The following is a 21,479-nucleotide window of genomic DNA, read 5'->3' as shown; positions in this document are numbered from 1 at the left end:
GCTTCTCCTCTGGACTCACCAGGGCCTTTACAACACTGACTTCCACGGATTCCGAGAATAGCGCGTAACGGGGGACAGCGTCGAGCTTCATCATTGGCCCGCCCACCAGAACTTCGGACATCAGCCTCCGTCATCAGAACCATGACAAAGAGGCGGGAGCCGCCAACGATTGGCGGTGGGAGCCCAAACGTAAAATCATATACGTGAAATCACATAAGGACTGACAGTGCGCGCTTCCAGGCCCCATCAGTCCGAGCAATGCCGGTGCGTCACGTCTCTTCGCGCCGTGACCTAGAGTGCGGGCGCGAAGGGGGTCAACACCATGAAGCGCATGTCACTGTTCGAGTTCGAGGACTTCCGCTGGTTCCCGGGCGGCCTCCGGGAGTGCCTGACGCTCTACATCGCCGCGATGCACCGGGTGCTCGGCACCGAGCGGCTCCTGGCGCCCCTGCTGGCGAGGGCCCTGGAGGCATCGGCCACCGACCGTGTCGTGGACCTCTGCTCAGGGGGCGGCGGGCCCCTGCTGCAAACCACCGCACGGCTCGAAGCCGACCACGGTCTCCGGCCAGACGTGACCCTCACCGACCTCTATCCGAACACGGACGCTGCCGCGCGCATCAACGCGGCAGGGGAAGCGGCGCGGGTTCGCTACCTCCAGAACCCGGTCGACGCGGGCCAGGTCCCCGACACGCTCCAGGGCGTCCGGACCATGGTCTGCAGCTTCCACCACATGCCCCCGCCGGTCGCGCGCCGCATCCTCCAGGACGCGTTCGAGAAGCGGCAGGCGCTCTGCGTGCTCGAGATCAGCGACAACTCCCAGCCGCGCTGGCTCTGGTGGACGGCCATCCCCGCCGGCGTGCTGATGGTGCTCCTGCTGACGCCCCTCATCCGCCCCCTCCGGCTGCGGCAGGTGCTGCTCACCTACGTACTTCCCGTGCTCCCGCTGCTCATCGCCTGGGACGGGGCCGTGTCGAACGCACGCACGTACACCGAGGAGGATCTGCGGGAGCTCCTGGCGGGGCTGGAGGCGCCGGACTACCAGTGGGAGATCGCCCACCCGCGGGCGCCCGGTGCCCCCGCGACGATGCTCACCCTCGTGGGGCTGCCACTCCGCACGCAGGCGGCTCGTCCGGAGCCCGGCGTCCGGCTGGAGGCGTAGAGGCATCGACGTCTCGCCAGCGTCGAATTCCTGAGACCCTGCTCGATATCGCCAGTGCGGTGTGCGCCTTCACCGAGAGGCGCCATCGCGCGGCATGCTCGTTGCTCCACGGGCGGGCATGCACGCCCTGCTCACCACGTTGCTCGTCGTCGCGTCTTCACAGGCTCCCGTCACCACTCCCAGCGAGGCCTCGGCCCCGCGCCGGAGCATCTGGATTCAACCCATCGGCACCGCCTTCGTGGGGCTGGCCATGCGGGAGAACTCCGCCTTCTACCTTTCGCTTGGCGCCAACCATCCGCTGGGGGAGGACTCGAGCACGGGCCTCGGGGTCGAGCTCACGGTGACGACGGGCTCCCCATGCGCTCCACCCATGAGTACCGAGGTGGCGGCAGCCGAGCGGTGCCGAACTACTGGCGCGTGCTGGCCGCGGCCGGCCCCGTGTTCCCGCTGGCGCGGTCGGGCGGACCCGTGTCGGGTCCCTTCGTGCAGCCGAAACTGCTCACCAACTTCTCGTATGAGCCAGCGTACGGCTACGGTGACGATGATCACGCCGGAGGCGCGAGCCTGGAGCTGCACCTGGGGCTGGACGTCGGGTGGCAGTTCGCCGTCGGGAGCGTCTATATCGCGCCCGTGCTCGGGGTGAGCGTGGGCTATGGCTTCAACATGCCTGGCGGGGGCGGAAGGACGCTGTCGGGCGGCCCCGCCTTCGTACCCAGCCGAGTCTTTCACCCGGAGTTCCTGGGCTACGAGTCCAGGCGGGGCTCGGCGCCGGTGTTGGGCATCAACCTCAACCTGCTGCGCCTGGGCACGACCTTCTGAGCGGCACGGCGCCCCGGCACTGAGCAGATGATATTTCTTGGAGTCTGATAGCCTGACAAGACGGCCAGGGCGCATTGCCTCTTGTCGCCTCGAGGGCAACAAAGCCAGCAAGTGCCAGGAAATTATGACAGACCTTTGTTCTGGCTTGTTGCCTCTGCAGCAACGAATTGAGAGGGAATCAAGGTGATTCAACCGTTGTGCACGCGAGGAATTGACGTGCATTCGTGAGGTTTGTACGGTGAATGTCAGACCCGCTGACAGGAGTCAGACATGAAGAAATCCCTGCTCATTCTTGCGACGTTTGTCCTGACCGTTGTGTCTGGCTGTGGTGGCACGGAGCTGGAGCACGACGAGGGCCTCCTGGGACAGAGCGAGAGCGCGCTCTCCACCTGTTCGACGACCTGCCCGAACGGAACCTCCCTCTCCTGTCAGGGGACGACTTGTTCCGCCACGGATGGCCAGAGTGTCACGTGTGATGGTCTCACCCAGACCTGTGGGCTCGTCATTGATCCCACTCCGACCTGCTCCTCGAGCAACTCCTGCACGAATCTCAATGGGACGACGTGCTCGACCATTGGTTCCTCGCGGAGCTGCTGCGTCGGCAGGGCTGTCGCGGGGACCTGCAGGTGCCTCAGCAACCGGAAGTGGTCGTGCCAGTCCCTGGTCGACCCCGGTCCGTTGGAGCCCTCGCCGACGGGGCCGCTGTACCCCGGCACGAAGTCCCCGTAGCTCCAGGAGCAGGTTTCCGGCGGCGGGCTCGAGTCCCGCCGCCTCCACTCCGTCTACCGAGGACGCCGATACCTCGAGCTACCGCGCTGCCTCATCGAGGAAGGGCAGGGTACTCATCGGTCGGTCGTTCGAAATCGTCGCCGGCTGCGCAAGTGGTTGGAACTCCTATGTTTGGGGCGCGCTCATCGCCCTCGTCCCATGCGGGCGGCACCCTTCAGTCTGCGCCACAGGGGCGCATTCGGCTTCCGCCGGTAGATGATCGCGGCCGGGACCTTCAATTCCACCTCCGTGCCGGCATTGGTCTGGCTCCACACTTGAAGTGTGGCTCCGATCCTCGCTGCCCGTTCGTGCATCCCCGCGAGGCCCCAGTGCCCCGGACGGCCGCCCATTTCGAGAATCTCCGGGGCCACGCCCGCGCCGTCGTCCCGGATCCGCACGCGCAACTCGTCGGAGTCGTAGTGGAGCTCCGCTTCCACGGCCGTGCCCCCGGCGTGCTGGAACGCGTTGAGCAGGGCCTCCCGGCCGATCAAGAAGATCTCCACCTGCACGGCCGCGTCCAGCTCTCGCGGTACTCCTTCCACGATCAGACGGAACGACGCCGGGATGTCCTCCGCCAGCTCTTCCCCGACCTGCACGAGCGCGTCCGACAGGTCGCGGTCAGCATGGATGGACGAGCGCAGCTCCATCACCCGGTCGCGGCCCTCGGCCAGTACCTGGTCCGCGCGGTCCAGGGCCTTCTCCATCGCCTGCCGTGCCGGCTCGTGCGCGGGGAGCTGCTCGGCGACGGCTTGTAACCGGAGCACCAGCCCCTGCACGCTCTGCAGCAGGGTGTCATGCAGTTCCCGGGCGATCCGCTCGCGCTCCGCATGCCGCTCCTCCAGACGGCCACGCATCTTCGCGGTCAGTTGGCGCAGACGCAGCAGATACAGCAGCCAGAGCAGCAGGAATCCTGCCGCCACGCAGAGCGTGCGGAACCACCAGGTCTGGTGGACCGCGGGCGGAACGACGAGCTCGAGACTCGCGCCGCGCTCGTTCCACACGCCGTCGTTGTTCGATGCGATCACCTGGAAGCGGTACCGCCCCGGAGCCAGGTTGCCATAATAGGCGGTGCGCCGCGTACCGACGTCCTGCCAGTGCTCGTCCACGCCTTCCAGCCGGTAGCGGATGCGCACGCGCTCGGGGATGGACAGACTGAGCGCGGTGTAATCGATCTCCAGGTTGGCGGGGTGGATGGGAAGCGTCACGTCCGACGCGGGCGCGTACCGGCGGCCATCGGCCCGCACGGCGAGGATGGACACCGGTGGAGGCATGGGATTGCGGGTGATCCGCTGCGGATCGATCCAGACCACGCCGTTGCTGGTGGCGAACCACAGGCGCCCGTCGTCGCCCGCGACCGCCGTGGGCAGCGGACGCAGCAGCGTCGGCCTGGCTGGAAGTCCGTCGAGGAAGTCGAACAACTCGTAGCGCACGCGATGGCTGGGATCGCCCAGCGCGCGCTGGACCTCCTCCGCCGGGATGTGGAAGACACCCGGCACGGCATGCACCCACAGGCTGCCGTCGGAACGCTCGATGATGCCACTCACGTTGCGGAATGGCTCGTCACCGTCGGCGACGAGTGGACGAAAGCGCTGGCCGTCATGGAGGGCCAGTCCGAACTGGCCGCCGACCCACACATACTGGCGGCCAGCGGTCAGGGCGGTGATGACTCCCAGCCGGAGCCCGTCTTCCTCGGTGAACCGCCGGACTTCGTCGCCGTCGACCCGGGTGATGATGCCCCGTTTATGGCCCAGCCATACCCGCCCGCGAGCATCGGTCATCGCGGTGTGGATGCGCTCTTTGTCCGAGAATCCCAGCCGCTCCGTGACCGGGTTCCAACGGCCATCCACCCACTGCATCTGTGGGTGGCCCGTCAGCGACACCCAGAGCGTGCCACGGTGATCGCGAGTCATGGCCTGCACCTGCGAGAGCGGAACCGGCATCGGCGTGACGTGACTCAGACGGCCGTCCTCCACCCGCCACAGGCCGTTGTCCGCTCCCAGCCAGATCACCCCCTCCTGGTCGCGGTAGGCGGAGCGGACCGGGGCACCGGGCTGTTCGAACGAGACCTCGCCATGGCTCAGGCGCATCAGCGGGCGGTTGGTGGTACCCGCCCAGAGCTCGCCGGCATTCCCCGCGACCAGGGCGAAGTCGTGTGAACCGCGCGGGAACTCCGCCAGCACCATCGAGCTGACGCGGAAGCGATCCAGCCCGCCACTGGTTCCCACCCAGAGATTGCCCTCGCGATCCTCGAGCACCGGCCACGCGTAATCTCCGCTCAGGCCGTCCTTCTCGGTGAATGATTCCACCGCCCCGGCCACCGACGCCACGTCGCCGGCCGGCAATCGCTCGGGGTGGGGGATGCGGCGGAGCCCATCACCCAGGGTGGTGAGCCACATGCTCCCGTCGCGGGCGAACTGCACGCCCGCCGAATCCACGTGCAGGGAAGGGGGATTCTCCGTCTGTCCGTGGCCGGGCACCGGAATCGGCCGCACGTCACCGCCTGATTCCGTCATCCAGATCCTTCCATCCGGCGCCTGCCTCAACTGCAACACCCACCCGACGTTGGTGCCCGTGGGAATGAATCTGCGCGCGCCGTGCGGCAGATACAGCAGGGTCTTCTCGGCGGCGACCCACAGCGTGCCGTCCTGGTCCACGAACAGGTACCGGGACTCCTTGCCGGCATATCCCCAGGATTCTCCGACCTGTTCCCAGCGCCCGCCGGACAGACGGAACAGTCCTCCAGCCAATTCGGAGGTCCAGACGTCGCCGTTCCGGTCCGTGGCGAAGGCGGAAACCTGCCTGGCCGGTGCGCCCTCGGTGCCACGATACCGGGTCAAGCGTCCCCCTTTCAGGAACGCGATGCCGCCCATCTGGAAGCCGATCCACAGCCCTCCACCGGGCGGGGCGTACAAGGTCTGGATGGCGGAGAAGGGATCGCCCGAGGGCGGCTCGAACCGCTCGAAGCGGACGCCGTCGAACCGGTACAGCGCCGCGGCGGCGCTGATCCACAGATACCCGTCTTCCGTCTGGGCGATCGCGGAGATCTGGCCGGGAGCTCCTTCCTTGATCGTCCACCGGGTGTGGTGGAACTGCGTGAGGCGCCGGTCCTGACTGAACGCCAGCACCGTATCCGCGGCGGACGAAAGCACCGCGACGAGCACGAGGAACAGCCTCTGGAGCCAGACCCCGAGGGGTCCCTTGAGCCTCGTTACATCCATCGGTCCCCGCATCCACGCTCAGATGTCGATGATTCCCCGCTTCAGCGCGACGACCACCGCATGCGTCCTGTCCCTGGCGCCGAGCTTGGTCAAAACGTTCTTCATGTGCGTCTTGACCGTCTCCTCGGAGATGCCCATCCGGGCGGCGACTTCCTTGTTGGCGCTGCCGAGGGCCACGAGGCGCAGGACGTCACATTCCCTTGCAGTCAATTCGTCGTCCGCCACGTGCTCGGCCATTTCGGTGGCGATGTCGGCGGCGATGCGGCGGCGTCCCGCATGCACGCTGCGGATGGTTTCCACCAACTCCTTGCGCAGCATGCTCTTGAGCAGATATCCGGATGCGCCCGCCTTGATGGCGCGCAACGCCTGCATGTCGCCCTTGTAGGTCGTCAGGACGATGATTCTCGCGGTGGGGAACCCGGTGCGGATGGCCGTGATCGCATCGATGCCATTCATGGTGGGCATCTGCACGTCCATCAGCGTGATGTCTGGCTGATGGTCGCGGAAGGCTCGCAGGGCCTGCTCCCCATTCTCCGCCTCGGCGACCAGCGTCATGTCCGGTTGCCCGGCGATCAGGCTGCTGAGCCCTTCGCGAAGCAGCGGATGGTCGTCGACAATCAGGATGCGAATGGGTGGATTCGTGGCGCTCATCGCTCAGAGCCCTCCGCCGGGCGGCCAGCGCGGTCCATGCCGCCCCACGAGGCAATTCCACCGGGAATCATCGCGCTTCGTCGTGGAAACATCGGCTTCATCCCGTTGGCTCGGCCAGCGAATGAATGCTGGATACCCGGCATCGACATCGTTGGAATCCCCCGAAATGGGGAGGCCGGGCTCCCTTATCCCAGATATAACCAGGGTGCACCAGGGGGGGAAGGTTGACGGGTGCAACGCCTCTTCTCCATGTTTCCCGAAGGTGGCCCCGGGGCCGGACTGTTGTTGCTCCGCCTGTCGGTTGCCCTGTCACTGCTGCTCCACCCCTCCGGTGGACCGCTGGTGCATGCGGCGCTCGCGCTCACGGCCCTCGGCCTCTGCCTGGGCGTGCTGACACCCCTCCTCGCGATCGTGTGTGGCCTGTTCTCGTTCTACGACTTCCTGAGCATGGGCGGCGTGACCCTTCCTGAAGCATCACCCTGCCGCCGCGCAAGAACACCCGCGTTGATGAATAGCGGGCCGGTGGGTGTCCGCTCCCTCTTTTGGGTGAGTCGTTTCATGCGCTTTCGGGTGTTTTCCATCAAATCCTGACGCTCTAGTCTGTTTGACAGAAACCGAGCTGAAACCCCAACCCGAAGAGGAGTCATTCCATGTCGCTCAAGGCTACCCCTACGCCCGGAAAGGGCCTTCTGTCCCCCACCGACCATGCGCTGATCCTGATCGATCACCAGTCGCAGATGACGTTCGCGACGCATTCGATCGACATCGCCACGCTGCGCAACAACACCGCGCTGATCTCCAAGGCCGCCGCTGGCTTCCGCGTGTCGACCCTGCTGACCACGGTCGCGGAGAAGAGCTTCTCGGGGCCGCTGTTCCCGGAGATCACCGAGGCGTTTCCTGGCGCGAAGGTCTATGACCGCACCAGCATGAATGCCTGGGAAGACAAGCAGGTGATCGCCCAGATCAACGCGTTCGAGAAGGAGCGGCTGGTGTTCGCGGGACTGTGGACCGGCGTGTGCATCGTCGGCCCCGTTCTGTCGGCGATCGACCAGGGCTTCAAGACGTTCGTCATCACCGATGCCTGCGGCGACGTGTCCGACGAGGCGCACGAGCGCGCGGTGCAGCGGATGATCCAGGCCGGTGCGGCTCCGATGACCAGCCTGCAGTACCTGCTCGAGCTGCAGCGCGACTGGGCGCGGGAGGCCACGTATGGCCTGACCACCGGCATCGCCAAGACCCACGGCGGCGGCTACGGAATCGGCATCCAGTACGCCAAGACGATGTTCAGCGCGTCCGAAGGCGGTCACTGATGGCCATGCGGCCATCGGGATGTCGTAGGCGATAACGATTGTTTCCGGCTCGAGTCGCCGGAATGGGAAGGACTGTACCGATGGCCGACATGATCGTCAGAAACGCCCGGATCACCACCCTGGACCGGGACAACCCATCGGCGACGGCGTTGGCCGTCGCCGGTGGCAACTTGCTGGCCATCGGTGACGATGCCACGGTGATGGCACATGCCACCGCGGGGACCCGGATCATCGACGCCGGGGGCCGGCGCATCATCCCCGGTCTCAATGACAGCCACCTCCATCTGATCCGCGGTGGCCTGAATTACAACCTGGAGCTGCGTTGGGACGGCGTGCGCACGCTGGCCGACGCGATGGCGATGCTCGAGGAGCAGGTGGCTCGGACGCCGGCGCCGCAGTGGGTGCGCGTGGTGGGCGGCTTCAGCGAGCACCAGTTCGCCGAGAAGCGGCTGCCGACGCTGCGGGAGCTCAACGAGGCCGCGCCGGAGACCCCGGTCTTCATCCTGCATCTGTACGACCGGGCCCTCCTCAACCGCGCCGCATTGCGCGCCGTGGGCTACACCAAGGACAGTCCGGATCCGCCCGGTGGGCGGCTCGAGCGGGACCAGGCCGGCAATCCCACCGGACTGCTGCTGGCCAAACCCAATGCGCTGATCCTCTACGCGACGTTGGCGATGGGACCGAAGCTGCCGCCGGAATTCCAGCTCAACTCCACCCGCCATTTCATGCGCGAGCTGAACCGGCTGGGCATCACCTCGGTGATTGACGCTGGCGGAGGCTTCCAGAACTACCCGGAAGACTACGAGATCATCCAGAAGCTGCATGCCGATGGCGAGCTGACGGTGCGCATCGCCTACAATTTGTTCACCCAGAAGAAGGGGGGCGAGCTCGCGGACTTCGACAGGTGGTCGCGGATGCTGACGCCGCTCCAGGGTGACGGCATGCTGCGCCACAACGGCGCGGGCGAGATGCTGGTCTTCTCGGCGGCGGACTTCGAGGATTTCCGTGAACCGCGCCCGGAACTGCCACAGGGGATGGAGGGCGAGCTGGAAGACGTGGTCCGCCTGCTGGCGCAGCGCCGCTGGCCCTTCCGCATCCATGCCACCTACGACGAGAGCATCAGCCGTGTGCTCGATGTCTACGAGAAGGTGAACCGCGAGGTGCCCTTCGACGGATTGCACTGGTTCATCGATCACGCCGAGACCATCTCCGAGCGCAATATCGAACGCGTGCGCGCGCTGCGGGGCGGTATCGCCGTCCAGCATCGCATGGCGTACCAGGGCGAGTACTTCGCGGAGCGCTACGGCAGTGAGGCGACCCGGAACACGCCGCCGGTGCGCAAGATGCTGGACGCGGGCGTGCCGGTCGGTGCTGGCACCGATGCCACGCGTGTGGCCAGTTACAACCCGTGGGTGTCGTTGTACTGGCTGAGCACCGGCCGCACGGTGGGCGGCCTGTCGATGTATGGCGAAGACAACAGGCTGGAACGGGAAGAAGCGCTGCGCCTGTATACGCACGGCAGCGCGTGGTTCTCCCATGAGCAGGATCGCAAGGGCCTCCTGAAGGTGGGCCACTATGCCGATTTCGCGCTGCTGTCCTCGGATTTCCTCCGTGTGCCGGAAGAAGCCATCCAGGACATCACCAGTGTGTTGACCGTGGTGGGTGGCAGGGTGGTGCACGGCAGCGATGACTTCGGCCCGCTCGCTCCCGCGTTGCCCAAGCCCATGCCGGACTGGTCGCCGGTGAACCGGTTCGGTGGCTACCAGGGCGGCACCCAGGCTCAGGCCCGTGCCCTGTTCGCCCGAGCGCAACGGCATTCGCACTCACCCGGAACGTCGTGTGCCGTGCATGGTCACGGCAAGGATCACGCCGCACATCACCCCCCGCCCGGCGGCGGGCTGCGTGACTTCTGGGGTGCATTGGGATGCTTGTGCTATGCCTTCTGAAGCTCCGGCGGTTGGGGCATGGGCCCCGCTTCGCCACTCCGGGTTCCGTGCGCTCTGGCTGGCGGTCCTGGCCAGCAACATCGGAACCTGGGTCCAGGATGTCGCCGCCTCCTGGTTCATGTCGGAGCGGACGGGCTCTCCGCTCATGGTCGCGGCCGTGCAGTCCGCGACGACGCTGCCGGTCGTGACGTTCGCGCTCGTTGCCGGCACGCTGGCGGACATCGTTGACCGGCGGCGATACCTGATCGGGGTGCAGCTGTGGATGCTCTTCGTGGCCACGCTGGTCTCCCTGGCGGCACATGCCGGCCGGCTCGATGCCTGGTTGTTGCTGTGTCTGACATTCGCGCTCGGCACGGGCGCGGCGATGGCGATGCCCGCCCAGGCCGCGCTCACCGCCGACATGGTCCCGCGCGAGGCGCTGGCACCGGCGGTGGCCTTGAGCTCCATCGGTATGAATATCGCGCGCTCCATCGGCCCCGCGCTGGGCGGGCTGGTCGTGGCGCGATTCGGCGCGGCCTGGGCGTTCTCCCTGAATGCGCTGTCGTTCCTGGGGCTGGTGTTCGTCCTGTGGCAATGGAAACCGTCGAAGTCCGCCTCGGCCCTGCCGGCCGAGTCCTTCGGCGGCGCACTGCGCGCGGGGTTGCGCTATGCGCTGCAAGCCGGTGAGTTCCGGTCGGTGCTGGTCAAGGCGGCCTGCTTCTTCGTGTTCGCCAGTGCCGCCCCCGCCCTGCTGGCGATCGTGGTCCGACAGGAGCTCTCCGCTGGAGCGGGCACCTACGGAATGTTGCTGGGGTTCATCGGGGCGGGTGCGATCGGTGGCGCCATCGCCTTGCCGAAGCTCCGCAAACAGTTCGATACCGACAAGCTGGTGCCAGCCGCGACCCTGCTCTACGCCCTCACCATGCTGGCCCTGGCGGGCATCCGCGACACGCGGATTCTCTGCGTGGCGATGCTGGCCAACGGCATGTCGTGGATCACCGTGCTGTCATCGCTGCAGACAGCCGCGCATGTCTCGGTACCCGGCTGGGTACGCGCCCGGGCGCTTTCGCTCTACATCGTGGTCTTCTCCGCGGGCATGGCGGGGGGCAGTCTGATCTGGGGGGCGCTCGCGCAGCAGGCTGGCACCGGGGTCTCGCTGACCGTGGCGGCGGTCTCGACGGTGCTCGCGGGTATCTTCTCGCTGCGTTTCCGTCTGAGCGCGGCCATGGCACGGGATACCACTCCGTCCGCGCATTGGCCGCGGCCGGCCGTGGCCGCGGAGGTGAGCCATGCCCGGGGTCCGGTGCTCGTGACGGTGGAGTACCTCATCGAGCCGGCGGATCGTGAGGAGTTCCTGCATCACATCCACCTGCTCGGAGGCACCCGCCGGCGCGACGGGGCGGTGCAGTGGGGCGTCATGGAAGACGCGGCGCAGCCGGGCCGCTTTCTCGAATATTTCATCCTCGATTCCTGGCTGGAGCATCTCCGCCAGCATGAGCGTGTCACCCACGAGGAGCAGCACTTGCAGGACAAGCTCCGCGCCCTGCATCGCGACGCGCGGCCTCCGTCCGTGCGCCACTTCGTCGGAGCCACACCCGCGAGCACTCACATCGTCGCGCTGGAGAACGTTCCTTGAGCTGGAAATTCTGTATTGGTCTGCTGCTCGGTCTCGCCATCGGCCTGGGTTGCCGCTGGCTGGGCATTCCTGTCCCCGCGCCGCCCATGCTGGTGGGGGCGTCCCTCGTTGTCGCCATGACGAGCGGCTACCTGCTGGCGGACCATTTCATCGCGACACACCCCGCGAAGCATCGCCACGACTGCGGCGGGCCCAGCGGTGAGACCCGGGAGACACGCACATGATGCACCTCATGGTCGGTCCTGTCCTGGCGTTGGCCATCGGTGCCGGCTGCCGCCTGCTCGACATCCCCTTGCCCGCACCGCCGAAACTGCAAGGCGCACTGCTGGTGCTGGCCATGACCGTTGGCTACCTGCTCGGCGATCAGCTCCTGGGCTGAGCAGCCGAGAGCTCAATCCGTGCAGACCAGCACGGTGTTCCCGTGCTCGGCGGCCGTCAGGTAGAAGGCGCGGAAGCGGTGGAAGTACTCGCGGAGCCAGCTCCACTCCTGCTCGTTGGCGTGGCTGGCGAAGAACTTGTAGACCCTCGCGGCTTCCATTCTGTCCGGGACGCACTGCTTCTCGAGTGACTCCCACGTCATCGGGGCGAGCACCCGGGCGATCTCCGCGACCCGCTCGGGGGGCGTGTAGCGCACCGGCACGCCTTGTCCCGAGCGCACGTGCTCGGCGATGAGGGACTCCCCGCGCACCGCCACATCGAGCAGCGCGTCGGCCTCCGAACCCGGTTCGCCTCGACGGTGGGCGGACAGCACGTAGTGGAGCTGGTCCCAACTCCGCCCCAGGTCGCAGTTCCGCTCCTCCAGTCCTGGTTGCTGCTCGAGGAGCGCGTGGACGCGTTGCCACAGCTCGAGCTCACCCGGATCGGGTTTCCCTGGCGCCAGGGCGCCGCCAGGTCCCTTCCGGAACCACGCGGGCGCGAGCCCGAGCCACTCACCCAACGAGGCGTCTTCCCGCGCCCGCTCGATGAGGCCGGCCGTGGCGGGGATGGCCTGATAGATGCGGTCGAGTCCCATGGGCTCGCAGCCTAGTCGCTCCAGGGGCCACCATTGTCAGCCCTGTGTCCGGGGGGCTAGAAAGTCCGGACAATGCCGAAGAGCGCCCCTGGACATCTGGTCCCCCTCTCGAATGGCTGGTCTCTCTGGAAGGACTTCTGCGTTCGTGGCGCGGGGTTCCCCGCTTCGGATGTGCTGAAGCTCGCCAGCAGGGAGCTCGCCTCGGCGGTGGACGCGTGGTTGGACCTCGAGGAGCGCACCCGCGCGCTCCGTCAAGAGCTCATCGCCTCCCTCGATCGCGTACGGCAAGGGTTGCCTCCGGACGAGGCCCGCGCGCTCAACGGCGCCATCAAACGTCTGGCCCGGGGAGGACTGCCCCAGGAGCTCCAGGCCGGGGACGAGGCCCACACGCGCTTCGAGGCATTGCGCTCCAGCCTGGCGGAGCAGGAGGCGGCCCGGGCCCGCCTGGACACGCTGTTCGAACGCGAGAGCACCCGCCTCGGTGAGATCCTCCGGGCCCAGGCTCGCGAGAGCCTGTTCCGCGAGGCGCTCGTGTGGCAGAACCGCGCCGCGCTCCACTCGGCCATCGAGCCGTTGCTGCGCAGCCCGCCGGATGAGCGCAGCGCCAAGAGCCGCACCCGGGAGCAGCTCGTCGCCAACTACCTCCAGCGCTACACCGTCAAGAACGACTCCATCGGCTTCTTCGGCCCGCTCGGTTGGGGCACCTTCTCCGAGGAGGGCCCCTCCGTCTCGGCTCTTCCCGGCCCCTCGCTCATCGATGGCCGCCGGGTGTCCCTCGATTTCTGGCCCATCGAGGCGCTGGCCCAGAAGTTCTCCAGGTTCCCCGGCATCAGGCCGTGGCTCGCTCCCCGCCTCATGGCCTATGCGCGCCTCGAGGGGCGGACCTTGCACATGCCCCTGGGACGCGAAGAGCTGCCTCCCACGCCGCTGCGCCTGCTCACGTTGTGCGATGGCGCGCGGATGGCCCGGGAGATCGCCACCACGGTGATCGCCGAGGGCCTGTTCTCCTCGAAGGAGGACGTCTACGCCGCGCTGGAGGAGAAGCGCTCCCGCGGCGTCCTCGTCTGGGAGCTGGAGCTGCCCACCCGGGCGCATGGGCGCGAGGTGGTCCTGCGGCAACTGCTGGAGCGGATCGGCGATGAGGCCGCGCGCTCCACCGCGCTCGCCGAGCTCGCGGAGTTGGTGGATGCCCGCGAGGCCGTCACCCGCGCGGCGGGAGACCCGGCCGCGCTGGACCGGGCCCTCGGCGAGGTGGAGAGCCGCTTCAGCCGCCTGACGTCCATGGGGGCCACCCGCAACGCCGGCATGACGTACGGCGGGCGCACCATGATCTACGAGGACTGCCGCCGGGGCCTCGACGTGACGTTCGGCCCCGAGCTGCTCGACCGCATCCGGCGTCCCCTCTCGCTGCTGATGCTCGGCGGGCGCTGGTACTGCTACCAGATCGGTCTCCGGTGCCATGAGACCCTGGTCGGGCTCTTCCGCTCCATGTGCGAGCAGCTGGGGACGGACACCGTGGAGGGCGTCCTGTTCTGGCCCGCCGCCACCGAGATCTTCCCCGAGAACGTCAACAAGCCCCCCGCCTTCGCCGAACCCGTGTTGGCCGACTTCACGGCCCGCTGGTCCCGCGTCTTCGGCATGCCCCAGGCTCCTGGGCAGCGCGTGCTCGAGCTTTCCTCGGACGCGCTCGAGCCCCTCGTTCGCGAGCTCTTCGCCGCCCCCCATCCCGGCTGGCCCAACTCCCGCTACCACTCGCCGGATCTGATGATCAACGCCAGGAGCCTGGAGGCCCTCCAGCGCGGCGACTATCAGGTCGTCCTGGGCGAGCTCCACTTCGCGGTCAATTCCCTCGAGCAGGAGTTCTTCATGGACTCGCACCCGGAGCCCGCGCGGCTGCTGGGTGCCATCGCCGAGGACGTGGGGCCGCGCTTCTCTCCCGTCGTGATGAAGGGAGACATCTACAGTGCCCGCGGTGTCACCCCCCTCGCGGATCACCCCGAGGACGTCGTCTTCGAGTTCGGTGCCTCCCGCTCCTGGCGCCCGCGCTCCCAGGTGGTGGCGCTCAGCGACCTGGTGATGCGGATGGTGGACGGACGGCTCATGTCCTGTACGCGCGATGGCTCCCGGTGCTGGGACGTCATGCAGGTGGCGCAGGTCATCCTCCCCGTCATCACCGTCCCGCTGCTGCCCCCGCTGCCGTACATGCCACGCATCACCATCGACGGCCTCGTGGTGGCGCGCGAGGCGTGGCGTTTCCAGGTGGCCGAGCTGCCCTTCGTCCAGGCCCCCACCACCGTGGAGCGCCTCATCGGCGTGCGCCGCTGGGCCCGTGCCCACGGTCTGCCCCGCTTCCTCTTCTTCAAGGCCTCCTCGGAGCGCAAGCCCAGCTACCTGGACCTGGAGAGTCCCCACGCCGTGGACAACTTCCTGCGGATGCTCCAGGGCGCGAAGTCGGTATTCGTCTCCGAGATGCTCCCGGCGATCGACCACACCTGGCTGCCGGATGCCGAGGGCCACACGTACACGGGCGAGTTCCGGATCGTCGCGGTGGACCCGGAGCGCTGGCGGCCAGACTGAGACGGGTTTTGCTACACGTGGCCTCCAGGTTCAAGCCTGGGCCTTTGCGGACACCGTCTCCGGAGCGAGCGGCAGCTCCACGATGAAGGTGGCTCCACCGCCGGCTGTATCCGCCACGTCTACCGAGCCGCCGTGCGCCTCCGCGACCTGCCGTGTCATCCACAACCCCAGACCCAGGCCGCCATAGTGGGTCGCGGACACGGCACGCTCGAATCGCCCGAAGATGCGCTCGTGCTCCTCGGGGGGGATGCCGATGCCATGATCCACCACCCTCAAGCGCGCCAGCCCTCCCGCCAGACTGATGCTCACCTCGATGGGTTTGCCCTGCCCGAACTTCATGGCGTTGGACAGGAGATTCCGCACCATCTGCTCCATGCGTTCGCGGTCGAAGTGGCCCACGACCGCGGCGGTGGCCGTGAGCGTCACCAGATGCCCCGCCACCGTCATCTCCTCACGCATCCGGCTCACGCTCTCGGTGACGAGGGTCGCGAGGTCCAGCTCCTCGAGGCGCAGACGCAAGTGGCCGGAGGTGATTTGCGAGACGTCCAGGAGCATCTCCACCACGGAAGCCAGCCGCTGCACCTGCCGGTGCGTGACGGACAGGCGCTCGCTCAGGTGAGTCCGCGCCTCGGCACCCAGGGCTCGCTCGAGCAGCTCGAGCTGTAGCCGGAACGCGGCCAGGGGAGTCTTGAGCTCGTGGCTCGCCACGGACAGGAAGTCGTCCCGGGCGCGGACCGCCTCCTCCAACATGGCTTCCCGGGCTTCATGCGCCGCGACCTGACGGCGCACCCGGGCCATTTCCAGCTGGGTGCTCACACGCGCCAACAGCTCGCGTGCGCTGAAGGGTTTCACCAGGTAGTCGTCCGCGCCCGCCTCCAGGCCCTCGACGTTCGCCTCCTCGCCCGCCCGGGCCGAGAGAAGGATGAAGGGGATGGCGCGCAAGGAAGGGTCGGCCCTCAGTGCGCGCAACAGGCCGAAGCCTCCCAGGATCGGCATCATCACATCGGAGAGGATGAGGTCTGGCTTGCGCGCTCGCGCCGCCTCCAAGGCCGCATGCCCATCTCCCACCGTCTCCACCGAGAAATGGGGAGCGAGGAGGCTCTCGAGGTAGGCGCGCAGGTCGGCATTGTCATCCGCCACCAGCACGCGGGCACCGGACAGCGGCCGTCCGGCGCTTGCGTTCGCGGGGACACCCTTCGAGGGTTCCGCCGCCAACCAGCTCGCCACCTCCTGCAGGTATCCCTCCGCCCGCTCGTGACTTCCATTCGTCGGCAGCGCTTCCTGTCGTACGCGCTCGGATGGCAGGTGGGAGTGTCCTCGAGGAATGCGGACCGTGAAGGCCGAGCCCTGGCCGAGCGTACTCTCCACGCCCACGCTGCCTCCGTGCAACTTCACCAGCTCCTGCACCAGCGCGAGGCCGATACCACTGCCTTCGTGGCTCCGGCTCCTGGCGCCCTCCACGCGGTGGAAGCGCTCGAAGAGGTGGCTCAACTCCCTCTCGGGAATACCCGTGCCCGTGTCCTCCACGCGCAGCACCACCTCCGCTCCCTCCAGGAAGAGGGACACCGTGATGCCACCCTCGAAGGTGAACTTGAAGGCATTGGAGAGCAGGTTGAAGACGACCTTCTCCCACGAGGAACGATCCACCCACACGGGCTCGGGGAGGGGGGGCGCATGCCGCGTGAGGGTGAGGCCCGCACGCCTGGCCGTCGACTCGAAGTGGCCCACCAGCTCCCGGGTGAAGGTGGACAGGTCCACCGGTTCGAACGAGGCCTGTGCGCGTCCTGCCTCCAGGCGGCTGAACTCGAGAAGCGTGTTGACGAGCTTCAAGAGGCGCACCGCGTTGCGCCGCAGAAGCACCAGCCGCTCGCGTTGGCGAGGGCCCAGGGCTTCCTCGGAGTCGTTGAGCGCGTCCTCCAGGGGCCCCATCATCAGCGTGAGCGGTGTCCGGAACTCGTGGCTGACGTTGCTGAAGAAGGTGGTCTTGGCCCGGTCCACGGCCGCGAGCCGCTCGGCCCGTTCGCGCGCTTCCTGCTGGATGCGGGCGCTGGAGGCAGCCCGTACCATGGCCCCGGCCGCGAGCTCGAGGAAGCTCCGGTATTCACCATCCGGGACCAGCCACCGGCTGAGTCCCACGACCAGGAAGCCGAAGGCGCTCTCTCCTTGCGCTGTCGCCAGCGGAAGCACGAGCGCGGAGTGGGGTGCGCCCGCTCCGTTCGGGTCCGGCAATGCGCGAAGCCGGGTCTTCAAGTCCGTGACGAGCTGGGCCTGGCCGGTGCTCGCGACGGGGGCCAGGAGCCATCCCGATGGATCGTCGGAGGCCGTGCGCAAATCCACGCGTGAAGGGAGACCCGCGCTCTCGGGCTCCACGCCGCGGGCGCCCATCCGTGACGCACTCGAGCCATCCGCGTCCGTGAGATACAGCACCGTGAAGGGCACGTCCGCGGAGTTGTCCCCGAGCGCGTTCAGCGCCTCACGGCACGCGGCCTCCACGGAGGTGGAGCCAGCCGCGCGGTCCACGATGGCCTGGAGGGTGCGAAGGCGGCGCTGGCCCAGCACCTGGCCCGTCGTCTCCATGGCCGTGGTGTAGAAACCGGCGACCGCCCCGGCGTCATCGCGGATGGGGCTGTACGAGAAGGTGAAGTAGCGCTCCTCGGCGATGCCGTTCCGCTCGAGCGGCAGGAGCTGGTTCTCCGACCACGTTGGCTGTCCCGTGCGCTCGATGTCGTCGAACATCCGCCGGATGACGTGCCAGATTTCGGGGAACACCTCGCGCACGGGTGCCATGGCCGTGTGCGGGTGCCTGTCTCCCATGATGGGAATGCCAGGGTCGTTGTAGAGCTGGAAACGCTCGGGCCCCCAGTAGATGAACATGGGGAAGCGGGTCGACAGGCACATGCCCAGCGCGGTGCGCAACGGCTGGGGCCAGGATTCAATGGGCCCGAGCGGCGTCTGGGACCAATCCCTCGCCAGGATGCGTCGTCCCATCTCGCTGCCGTTGTCCAGGAACCAGGGCCATGCATGTGATGCCGGGTCAGGGGGGAGTGAGTCCTTCATGGCCACACCTCACGGGTCATACGACCACCGTTCGAAGATGGGTCCCCCCCACACCGCCGAAGGTGTCAGATGCCTCGTAGGGCTGGAACTGGTCTCACATGCAGATGTCTGCAAGGGGTGTCCTGTTTCTGACGCACCGGAGCGCATAGGTCGGATAAGGACGCTTCGCCGGGGAGCACCCGCGGCCGCTCCAGGGGGCGCTCGAGGGAAACCCTGGCCTCCAGCCGGGCTCAGCCGAGGCTTGACGGGTGGGGAAGCCGGGGTGAGCTCGTGACGCTCGTCCTCGCCATGACGTTACCCGGCTGACGGTGCCGCTGGCGGTACGCCAATGCACGGTGGCACCTCATGGTCGTCGGCGCCGAAGAGCTCCACGAAGGCGCGGCGATCGTGCGCGGGCAGGATGAGCAACCCTGGAGCCCGCGCGTGGAGCTGCACCAGCTTCGCCACCTCCGCCTGGGTGCGTGCGAGGTCTTCGTCGGTGAACTGCCGCATCAACCACGACTTCCCCACGTTCCGCTCGATGGATTCCCTCAGGTTGATGAGGTCTCCCACGTGCACGAAGCGCTGGGTGGGTGACACGTTCACGAACGTCGCCACGCTGCCCGGTGTGTGCCCGAAGGTGGGCACCACCACCACGGTGCCATCACCGAAGACGTCGAAGCGGGTCTCGTAGTTCGCGTAGGGCTCCGCCGCGAAGGGGATGGGCACCATGCGGCCCTTCAAGGCCCGGGCATGCGCGGGGAGCGTCACCCCGTGCGGGTGCTCGAGCTCCGCTTCGATGAGCTGCTTCTCCTCGGCGGCCAGCCACACCGGCACGTCCGGCAGCGACGCCACTCCGCCGGCATGGTCGGCGTGTACGTGAGAGAGCAGCAGCGCCTTCGGCCGCGTCACCCCGAGCGCGGTGAGGGCGTCCTTCAAGTTCCGCCGTGGCACGTTGCGGCCCGCCGTCTGCGAGAAGATGAAGCGTTTCCAGGCGCCCAGCTCCCGCTTCTCCTCCTGCGCGTGGGGAGAGATGCCGGTGTCGAGCACGAGATCGCCCTTCGGGTGGCGGATGACGAGCGCCGCGGAAGTGACCTCCCACGTGTCGGCGACGGTGGCGCCGCCCGCGCCGTACCCCCCTGGCGCCGTCAAGCCGCCCGTGTCCACCCAGCACACCTGGAGCGGCGTGCCCGGGGACGGTGGGGGGACGAAGGCGTGGGGCGCCGCCGGGGGCAACGACGCGCACGCGGTGGACAGCAACGACAACACGATGAGCTTTCGCATGAGGCACTCCTCCTGGAGGGTTCGAGCGAAAGGTGCCCGTCGGCCGCGTCATTTGCCTTCTGGATGTGGGAATGATTGAGATTCATGGCGTGAATCTCGCCACTTTCGACCTGAACCTGCTCCGCGTGCTCGACGCGCTCTTCATCGAGCAGAGCGTGGGGCGCGCGGCGGCTCGCTTGCGGCTCTCGCAGCCGGCCACCAGCAACGCACTGGCCCGCCTGCGAGACGCGCTCGGAGACCCCCTCTTCGTGCGAAGCCGTCAGGGCATGGTGCCCACCGCACGGGCCCAGGCCCTGCGCGGGCCGCTCACGCTCGCGCTGCGGCAGCTCCAGGAAGCCCTGATGCCGCCCGAGGACTTCGTGCCCGAGACCGCGCACCGCACCTTCGTGCTGGCCGCGAGCGACCACGCCCAGCTCATCGTGCTTCCCCAGCTCGCGGCCCAGCTCGCGCGTTACCCCGGCGTGAAGTTCCGCGTGGTACCGCTCCCGCGTGACTTTCCCACCGTCGAGCTGGAATCCGGAGAGCTCGACCTGGTCCTCGGCGTCTTCGACCTCGCTCCGGGGGACCGTGCACCGCGAGGACTCCAGCGGCAGGTGCTGGTGCGCGAGCGCTTCATGCTCGTCGGCCGCGCGCACCATCCCGCCTTGCGCGATCCGCGGCGGTTCGACCTGTCACTGCCACAGCTCCATGTCTCACCGCGCGGCGGCATCGAGGGGCGCTTCGAGCGCAAGACAAAGCTCCGCCGCAACGTGGTGCTCTTCACCCCGCACTACCTCGTGGCGCCCTGGGTGCTGGCGAGCACCGACATCATCGCAGCGCTGCCAGAGCGGGTGGCGCGCCGCTTCGCCGAGGCCTTCCCGCTCACCGTGGTGCCGGTGGAGCGCCCCCACGAGCCGCTCCGCGTGCAGCAGCTCTGGCACCCGCATCGGCAACAGGAGCCCGCGCACCGGTGGCTTCGTGAGCAGGTGCTCGCCGCCGCGCGTGCGTCACCCGTGCGGGAGGGGAGCTCCGGCTGACGCCTACCGGGCGTTCTCGTTGGAGAGCGATGCCAGATCGATGACGAAGCGGTAGCGGACATCCCCCTTGATCATGCGCTCGTAGGCCTCGTTGATCTTCTGGATGGGGATGATCTCGATGTCGGAGACGATCTGGTGTTTGGCGCAGTAGTCGAGCATCTCCTGCGTCTCGGCGATGCCTCCGATGCTGGAGCCGGCCAGCCGCTTGTTTCCGTTGATGAGCGAGAACGCGCCCACGGGCGTCGGCTCTGGCGGAACGCCGACGAGCACCATCGCGCCCTGGGGGCGCAGCAGGCTCAGGTACTGGTTGTAGTCGTGCTGCGCGGAGATGGTGTCGATGATGAGGTCGAGGCGGCCCGCGAGCTTCCGGAAGGTGGCTTCATCCCGAGTGACCTCGAACCCCTGTGCGCCCAACCGGCGGGCATCGGCCTCCTTCGCGCGCGAGGTGCTGAGCACCGTCACCTCGGCCCCCATGGACGCGGCGAACTTCACCGCCATGTGGCCGAGCCCGCCCAGGCCCACCACGCCCACGCGGTCGCCCTTCTTGCAGTTCCACTGCCGCAGCGGCGAATACGTCGTGATGCCGGCGCACAGGAGGGGCGCCGCGCTCGCGGGGTCCAGGCCCGCGGGGACCTTCAGGGCGAAGTGCTCGGCGACGACGATCTGCGAGGCGTAACCGCCGCGGGTCGGCGTCTTCCGATCCATCTCGGTGCTGTTGTAGGTGTAGGCGACGCCCTTCAGGCAGAACTGCTCCAGATCCTGACGGCACGACGAGCAGTCACGGCAGGAATCCACCATGCAGCCGACGCCCGCCATGTCGCCCACCTTGAGCTTCGTGACGTGCTGGCCGACCTGCTTGACCCGGCCGATGATCTCGTGACCCGGCACCATGGGGAAGATGGAGCCGCCCCACTCGTCACGCGCCTGATGGATGTCGGAGTGGCAGACGCCGCAGTAGAGGATGTCGATGAGCACGTCATGGGGACCGGGCTCGCGCTGCTCGAACGAGAACGGCGCCAGGGGCTTGTCAGCGGCGGCGGCGGCGTAAGCGATGGCTTTCAGCATGGT

16 protein-coding genes are annotated in these 21,479 nt (G+C 67.8%); 10 read left to right on the top strand and 6 right to left on the bottom strand.

Features of this window, described 5'->3' with window-relative positions; translation table 11 throughout:
• Nucleotides 1–322: 322 nt before the first annotated feature.
• Both Q664_RS04410 and Q664_RS04405 read left to right on the top strand, forming a co-directional pair.
• Entirely contained in the window at nucleotides 323–1,159 is an 837-nt protein-coding gene (locus Q664_RS04410) for a class I SAM-dependent methyltransferase (RefSeq protein ID WP_052517659.1), read from the top strand.
• Nucleotides 1,160–1,516: 357 nt separating this feature from the next.
• Entirely contained in the window at nucleotides 1,517–1,978 is a 462-nt protein-coding gene (locus Q664_RS04405) for a hypothetical protein (RefSeq protein ID WP_043390110.1), read from the top strand.
• A gap of 911 nt (nucleotides 1,979–2,889) precedes the next feature.
• Here Q664_RS04405 and Q664_RS62050 read toward each other — a convergent pair.
• Together Q664_RS62050 and Q664_RS04390 are read right to left on the bottom strand one after the other, a co-directional pair.
• Complete coding sequence (locus tag Q664_RS62050; protein WP_052517658.1) at nucleotides 2,890–5,964, bottom strand: sensor histidine kinase; 3,075 nt, start codon at nucleotides 5,962–5,964, stop codon at nucleotides 2,890–2,892.
• Between the two features lie 18 nt (nucleotides 5,965–5,982).
• Nucleotides 5,983–6,615, bottom strand: a complete 633-nt coding sequence (locus Q664_RS04390) for a response regulator (RefSeq protein ID WP_043390104.1) — start codon at nucleotides 6,613–6,615, stop codon at nucleotides 5,983–5,985.
• A gap of 231 nt (nucleotides 6,616–6,846) precedes the next feature.
• Between Q664_RS04390 and Q664_RS04385 the strand changes: the two genes are divergently transcribed.
• From Q664_RS04385 to Q664_RS04360, 6 genes are all read left to right on the top strand, one after another.
• Nucleotides 6,847–7,206 (top strand): hypothetical protein, encoded by a 360-nt coding sequence (locus Q664_RS04385; RefSeq protein WP_043390101.1) that lies wholly within the window; start codon nucleotides 6,847–6,849, stop codon nucleotides 7,204–7,206.
• A gap of 59 nt (nucleotides 7,207–7,265) precedes the next feature.
• Nucleotides 7,266–7,925 carry a hydrolase gene (locus tag Q664_RS04380; protein ID WP_043390099.1) on the top strand — a complete coding sequence of 220 codons (660 nt, stop codon included), beginning with the start codon at nucleotides 7,266–7,268 and terminating at the stop codon, nucleotides 7,923–7,925.
• 89 nt (nucleotides 7,926–8,014) lie between these two features.
• Nucleotides 8,015–9,871: an amidohydrolase gene (locus Q664_RS04375; RefSeq protein ID WP_235216553.1), complete on the top strand. Its 1,857-nt coding sequence runs from the start codon at nucleotides 8,015–8,017 to the stop codon at nucleotides 9,869–9,871.
• Nucleotides 9,861–11,486 carry an MFS transporter gene (locus Q664_RS04370; RefSeq protein ID WP_043390092.1) on the top strand — a complete coding sequence of 542 codons (1,626 nt, stop codon included), beginning with the start codon at nucleotides 9,861–9,863 and terminating at the stop codon, nucleotides 11,484–11,486. The genes Q664_RS04375 and Q664_RS04370 overlap by 11 nt, the downstream gene beginning before the upstream one ends.
• On the top strand, nucleotides 11,483–11,710 hold the full coding sequence (locus Q664_RS04365; protein WP_043390090.1) for a DUF1427 family protein: 228 nt from the start codon (nucleotides 11,483–11,485) through the stop codon (nucleotides 11,708–11,710). Before Q664_RS04370 ends, Q664_RS04365 begins: the two co-directional genes overlap by 4 nt.
• A complete protein-coding gene (locus tag Q664_RS04360) occupies nucleotides 11,707–11,865 on the top strand; it encodes a DUF1427 family protein (RefSeq protein WP_043390088.1) in 159 nt (52 codons plus the stop codon). Before Q664_RS04365 ends, Q664_RS04360 begins: the two co-directional genes overlap by 4 nt.
• 12 nt (nucleotides 11,866–11,877) lie before the next feature.
• Here the strand turns inward: Q664_RS04360 and Q664_RS04355 are convergent, their stop codons facing one another.
• A complete protein-coding gene (locus Q664_RS04355) occupies nucleotides 11,878–12,498 on the bottom strand; it encodes a DUF1877 family protein (protein WP_043390086.1) in 621 nt (206 codons plus the stop codon).
• A 72-nt stretch (nucleotides 12,499–12,570) separates the two neighbouring features.
• Here Q664_RS04355 and Q664_RS04350 point away from each other — a divergent pair, with 72 nt between their 5' ends.
• Nucleotides 12,571–15,075 carry a lantibiotic dehydratase gene (locus Q664_RS04350; RefSeq protein ID WP_043390083.1) on the top strand — a complete coding sequence of 835 codons (2,505 nt, stop codon included), beginning with the start codon at nucleotides 12,571–12,573 and terminating at the stop codon, nucleotides 15,073–15,075.
• 30 nt (nucleotides 15,076–15,105) lie between these two features.
• Here Q664_RS04350 and Q664_RS04345 read toward each other — a convergent pair whose 3' ends face one another.
• Both Q664_RS04345 and Q664_RS04340 read right to left on the bottom strand, forming a co-directional pair.
• The gene (locus Q664_RS04345; RefSeq protein WP_235216552.1) at nucleotides 15,106–18,063 is read right to left on the bottom strand and encodes an ATP-binding protein; all 2,958 of its coding nucleotides are present in this window, start codon (nucleotides 18,061–18,063) and stop codon (nucleotides 15,106–15,108) included.
• A gap of 363 nt (nucleotides 18,064–18,426) precedes the next feature.
• Complete coding sequence (locus Q664_RS04340) at nucleotides 18,427–19,395, bottom strand: MBL fold metallo-hydrolase (RefSeq protein ID WP_043390080.1); 969 nt, start codon at nucleotides 19,393–19,395, stop codon at nucleotides 18,427–18,429.
• A 71-nt stretch (nucleotides 19,396–19,466) separates the two neighbouring features.
• Between Q664_RS04340 and Q664_RS04335 the strand changes: the two genes are divergently transcribed.
• Entirely contained in the window at nucleotides 19,467–20,411 is a 945-nt protein-coding gene (locus Q664_RS04335) for a LysR family transcriptional regulator (protein WP_043390078.1), read from the top strand.
• 3 nt (nucleotides 20,412–20,414) lie between these two features.
• Here Q664_RS04335 and Q664_RS04330 read toward each other — a convergent pair whose 3' ends face one another.
• Nucleotides 20,415–21,476: an NAD(P)-dependent alcohol dehydrogenase gene (locus Q664_RS04330; protein ID WP_043390074.1), complete on the bottom strand. Its 1,062-nt coding sequence runs from the start codon at nucleotides 21,474–21,476 to the stop codon at nucleotides 20,415–20,417.
• Between the last annotated feature and the right edge of the window lie 3 nt (nucleotides 21,477–21,479).

Origin of the sequence: Archangium violaceum Cb vi76 (genome assembly GCF_000733295.1) — a bacterium.
GTDB lineage: Bacteria > Myxococcota > Myxococcia > Myxococcales > Myxococcaceae > Archangium > Archangium violaceum.
This window is presented reverse-complemented; position numbering and strand designations above follow the sequence as displayed.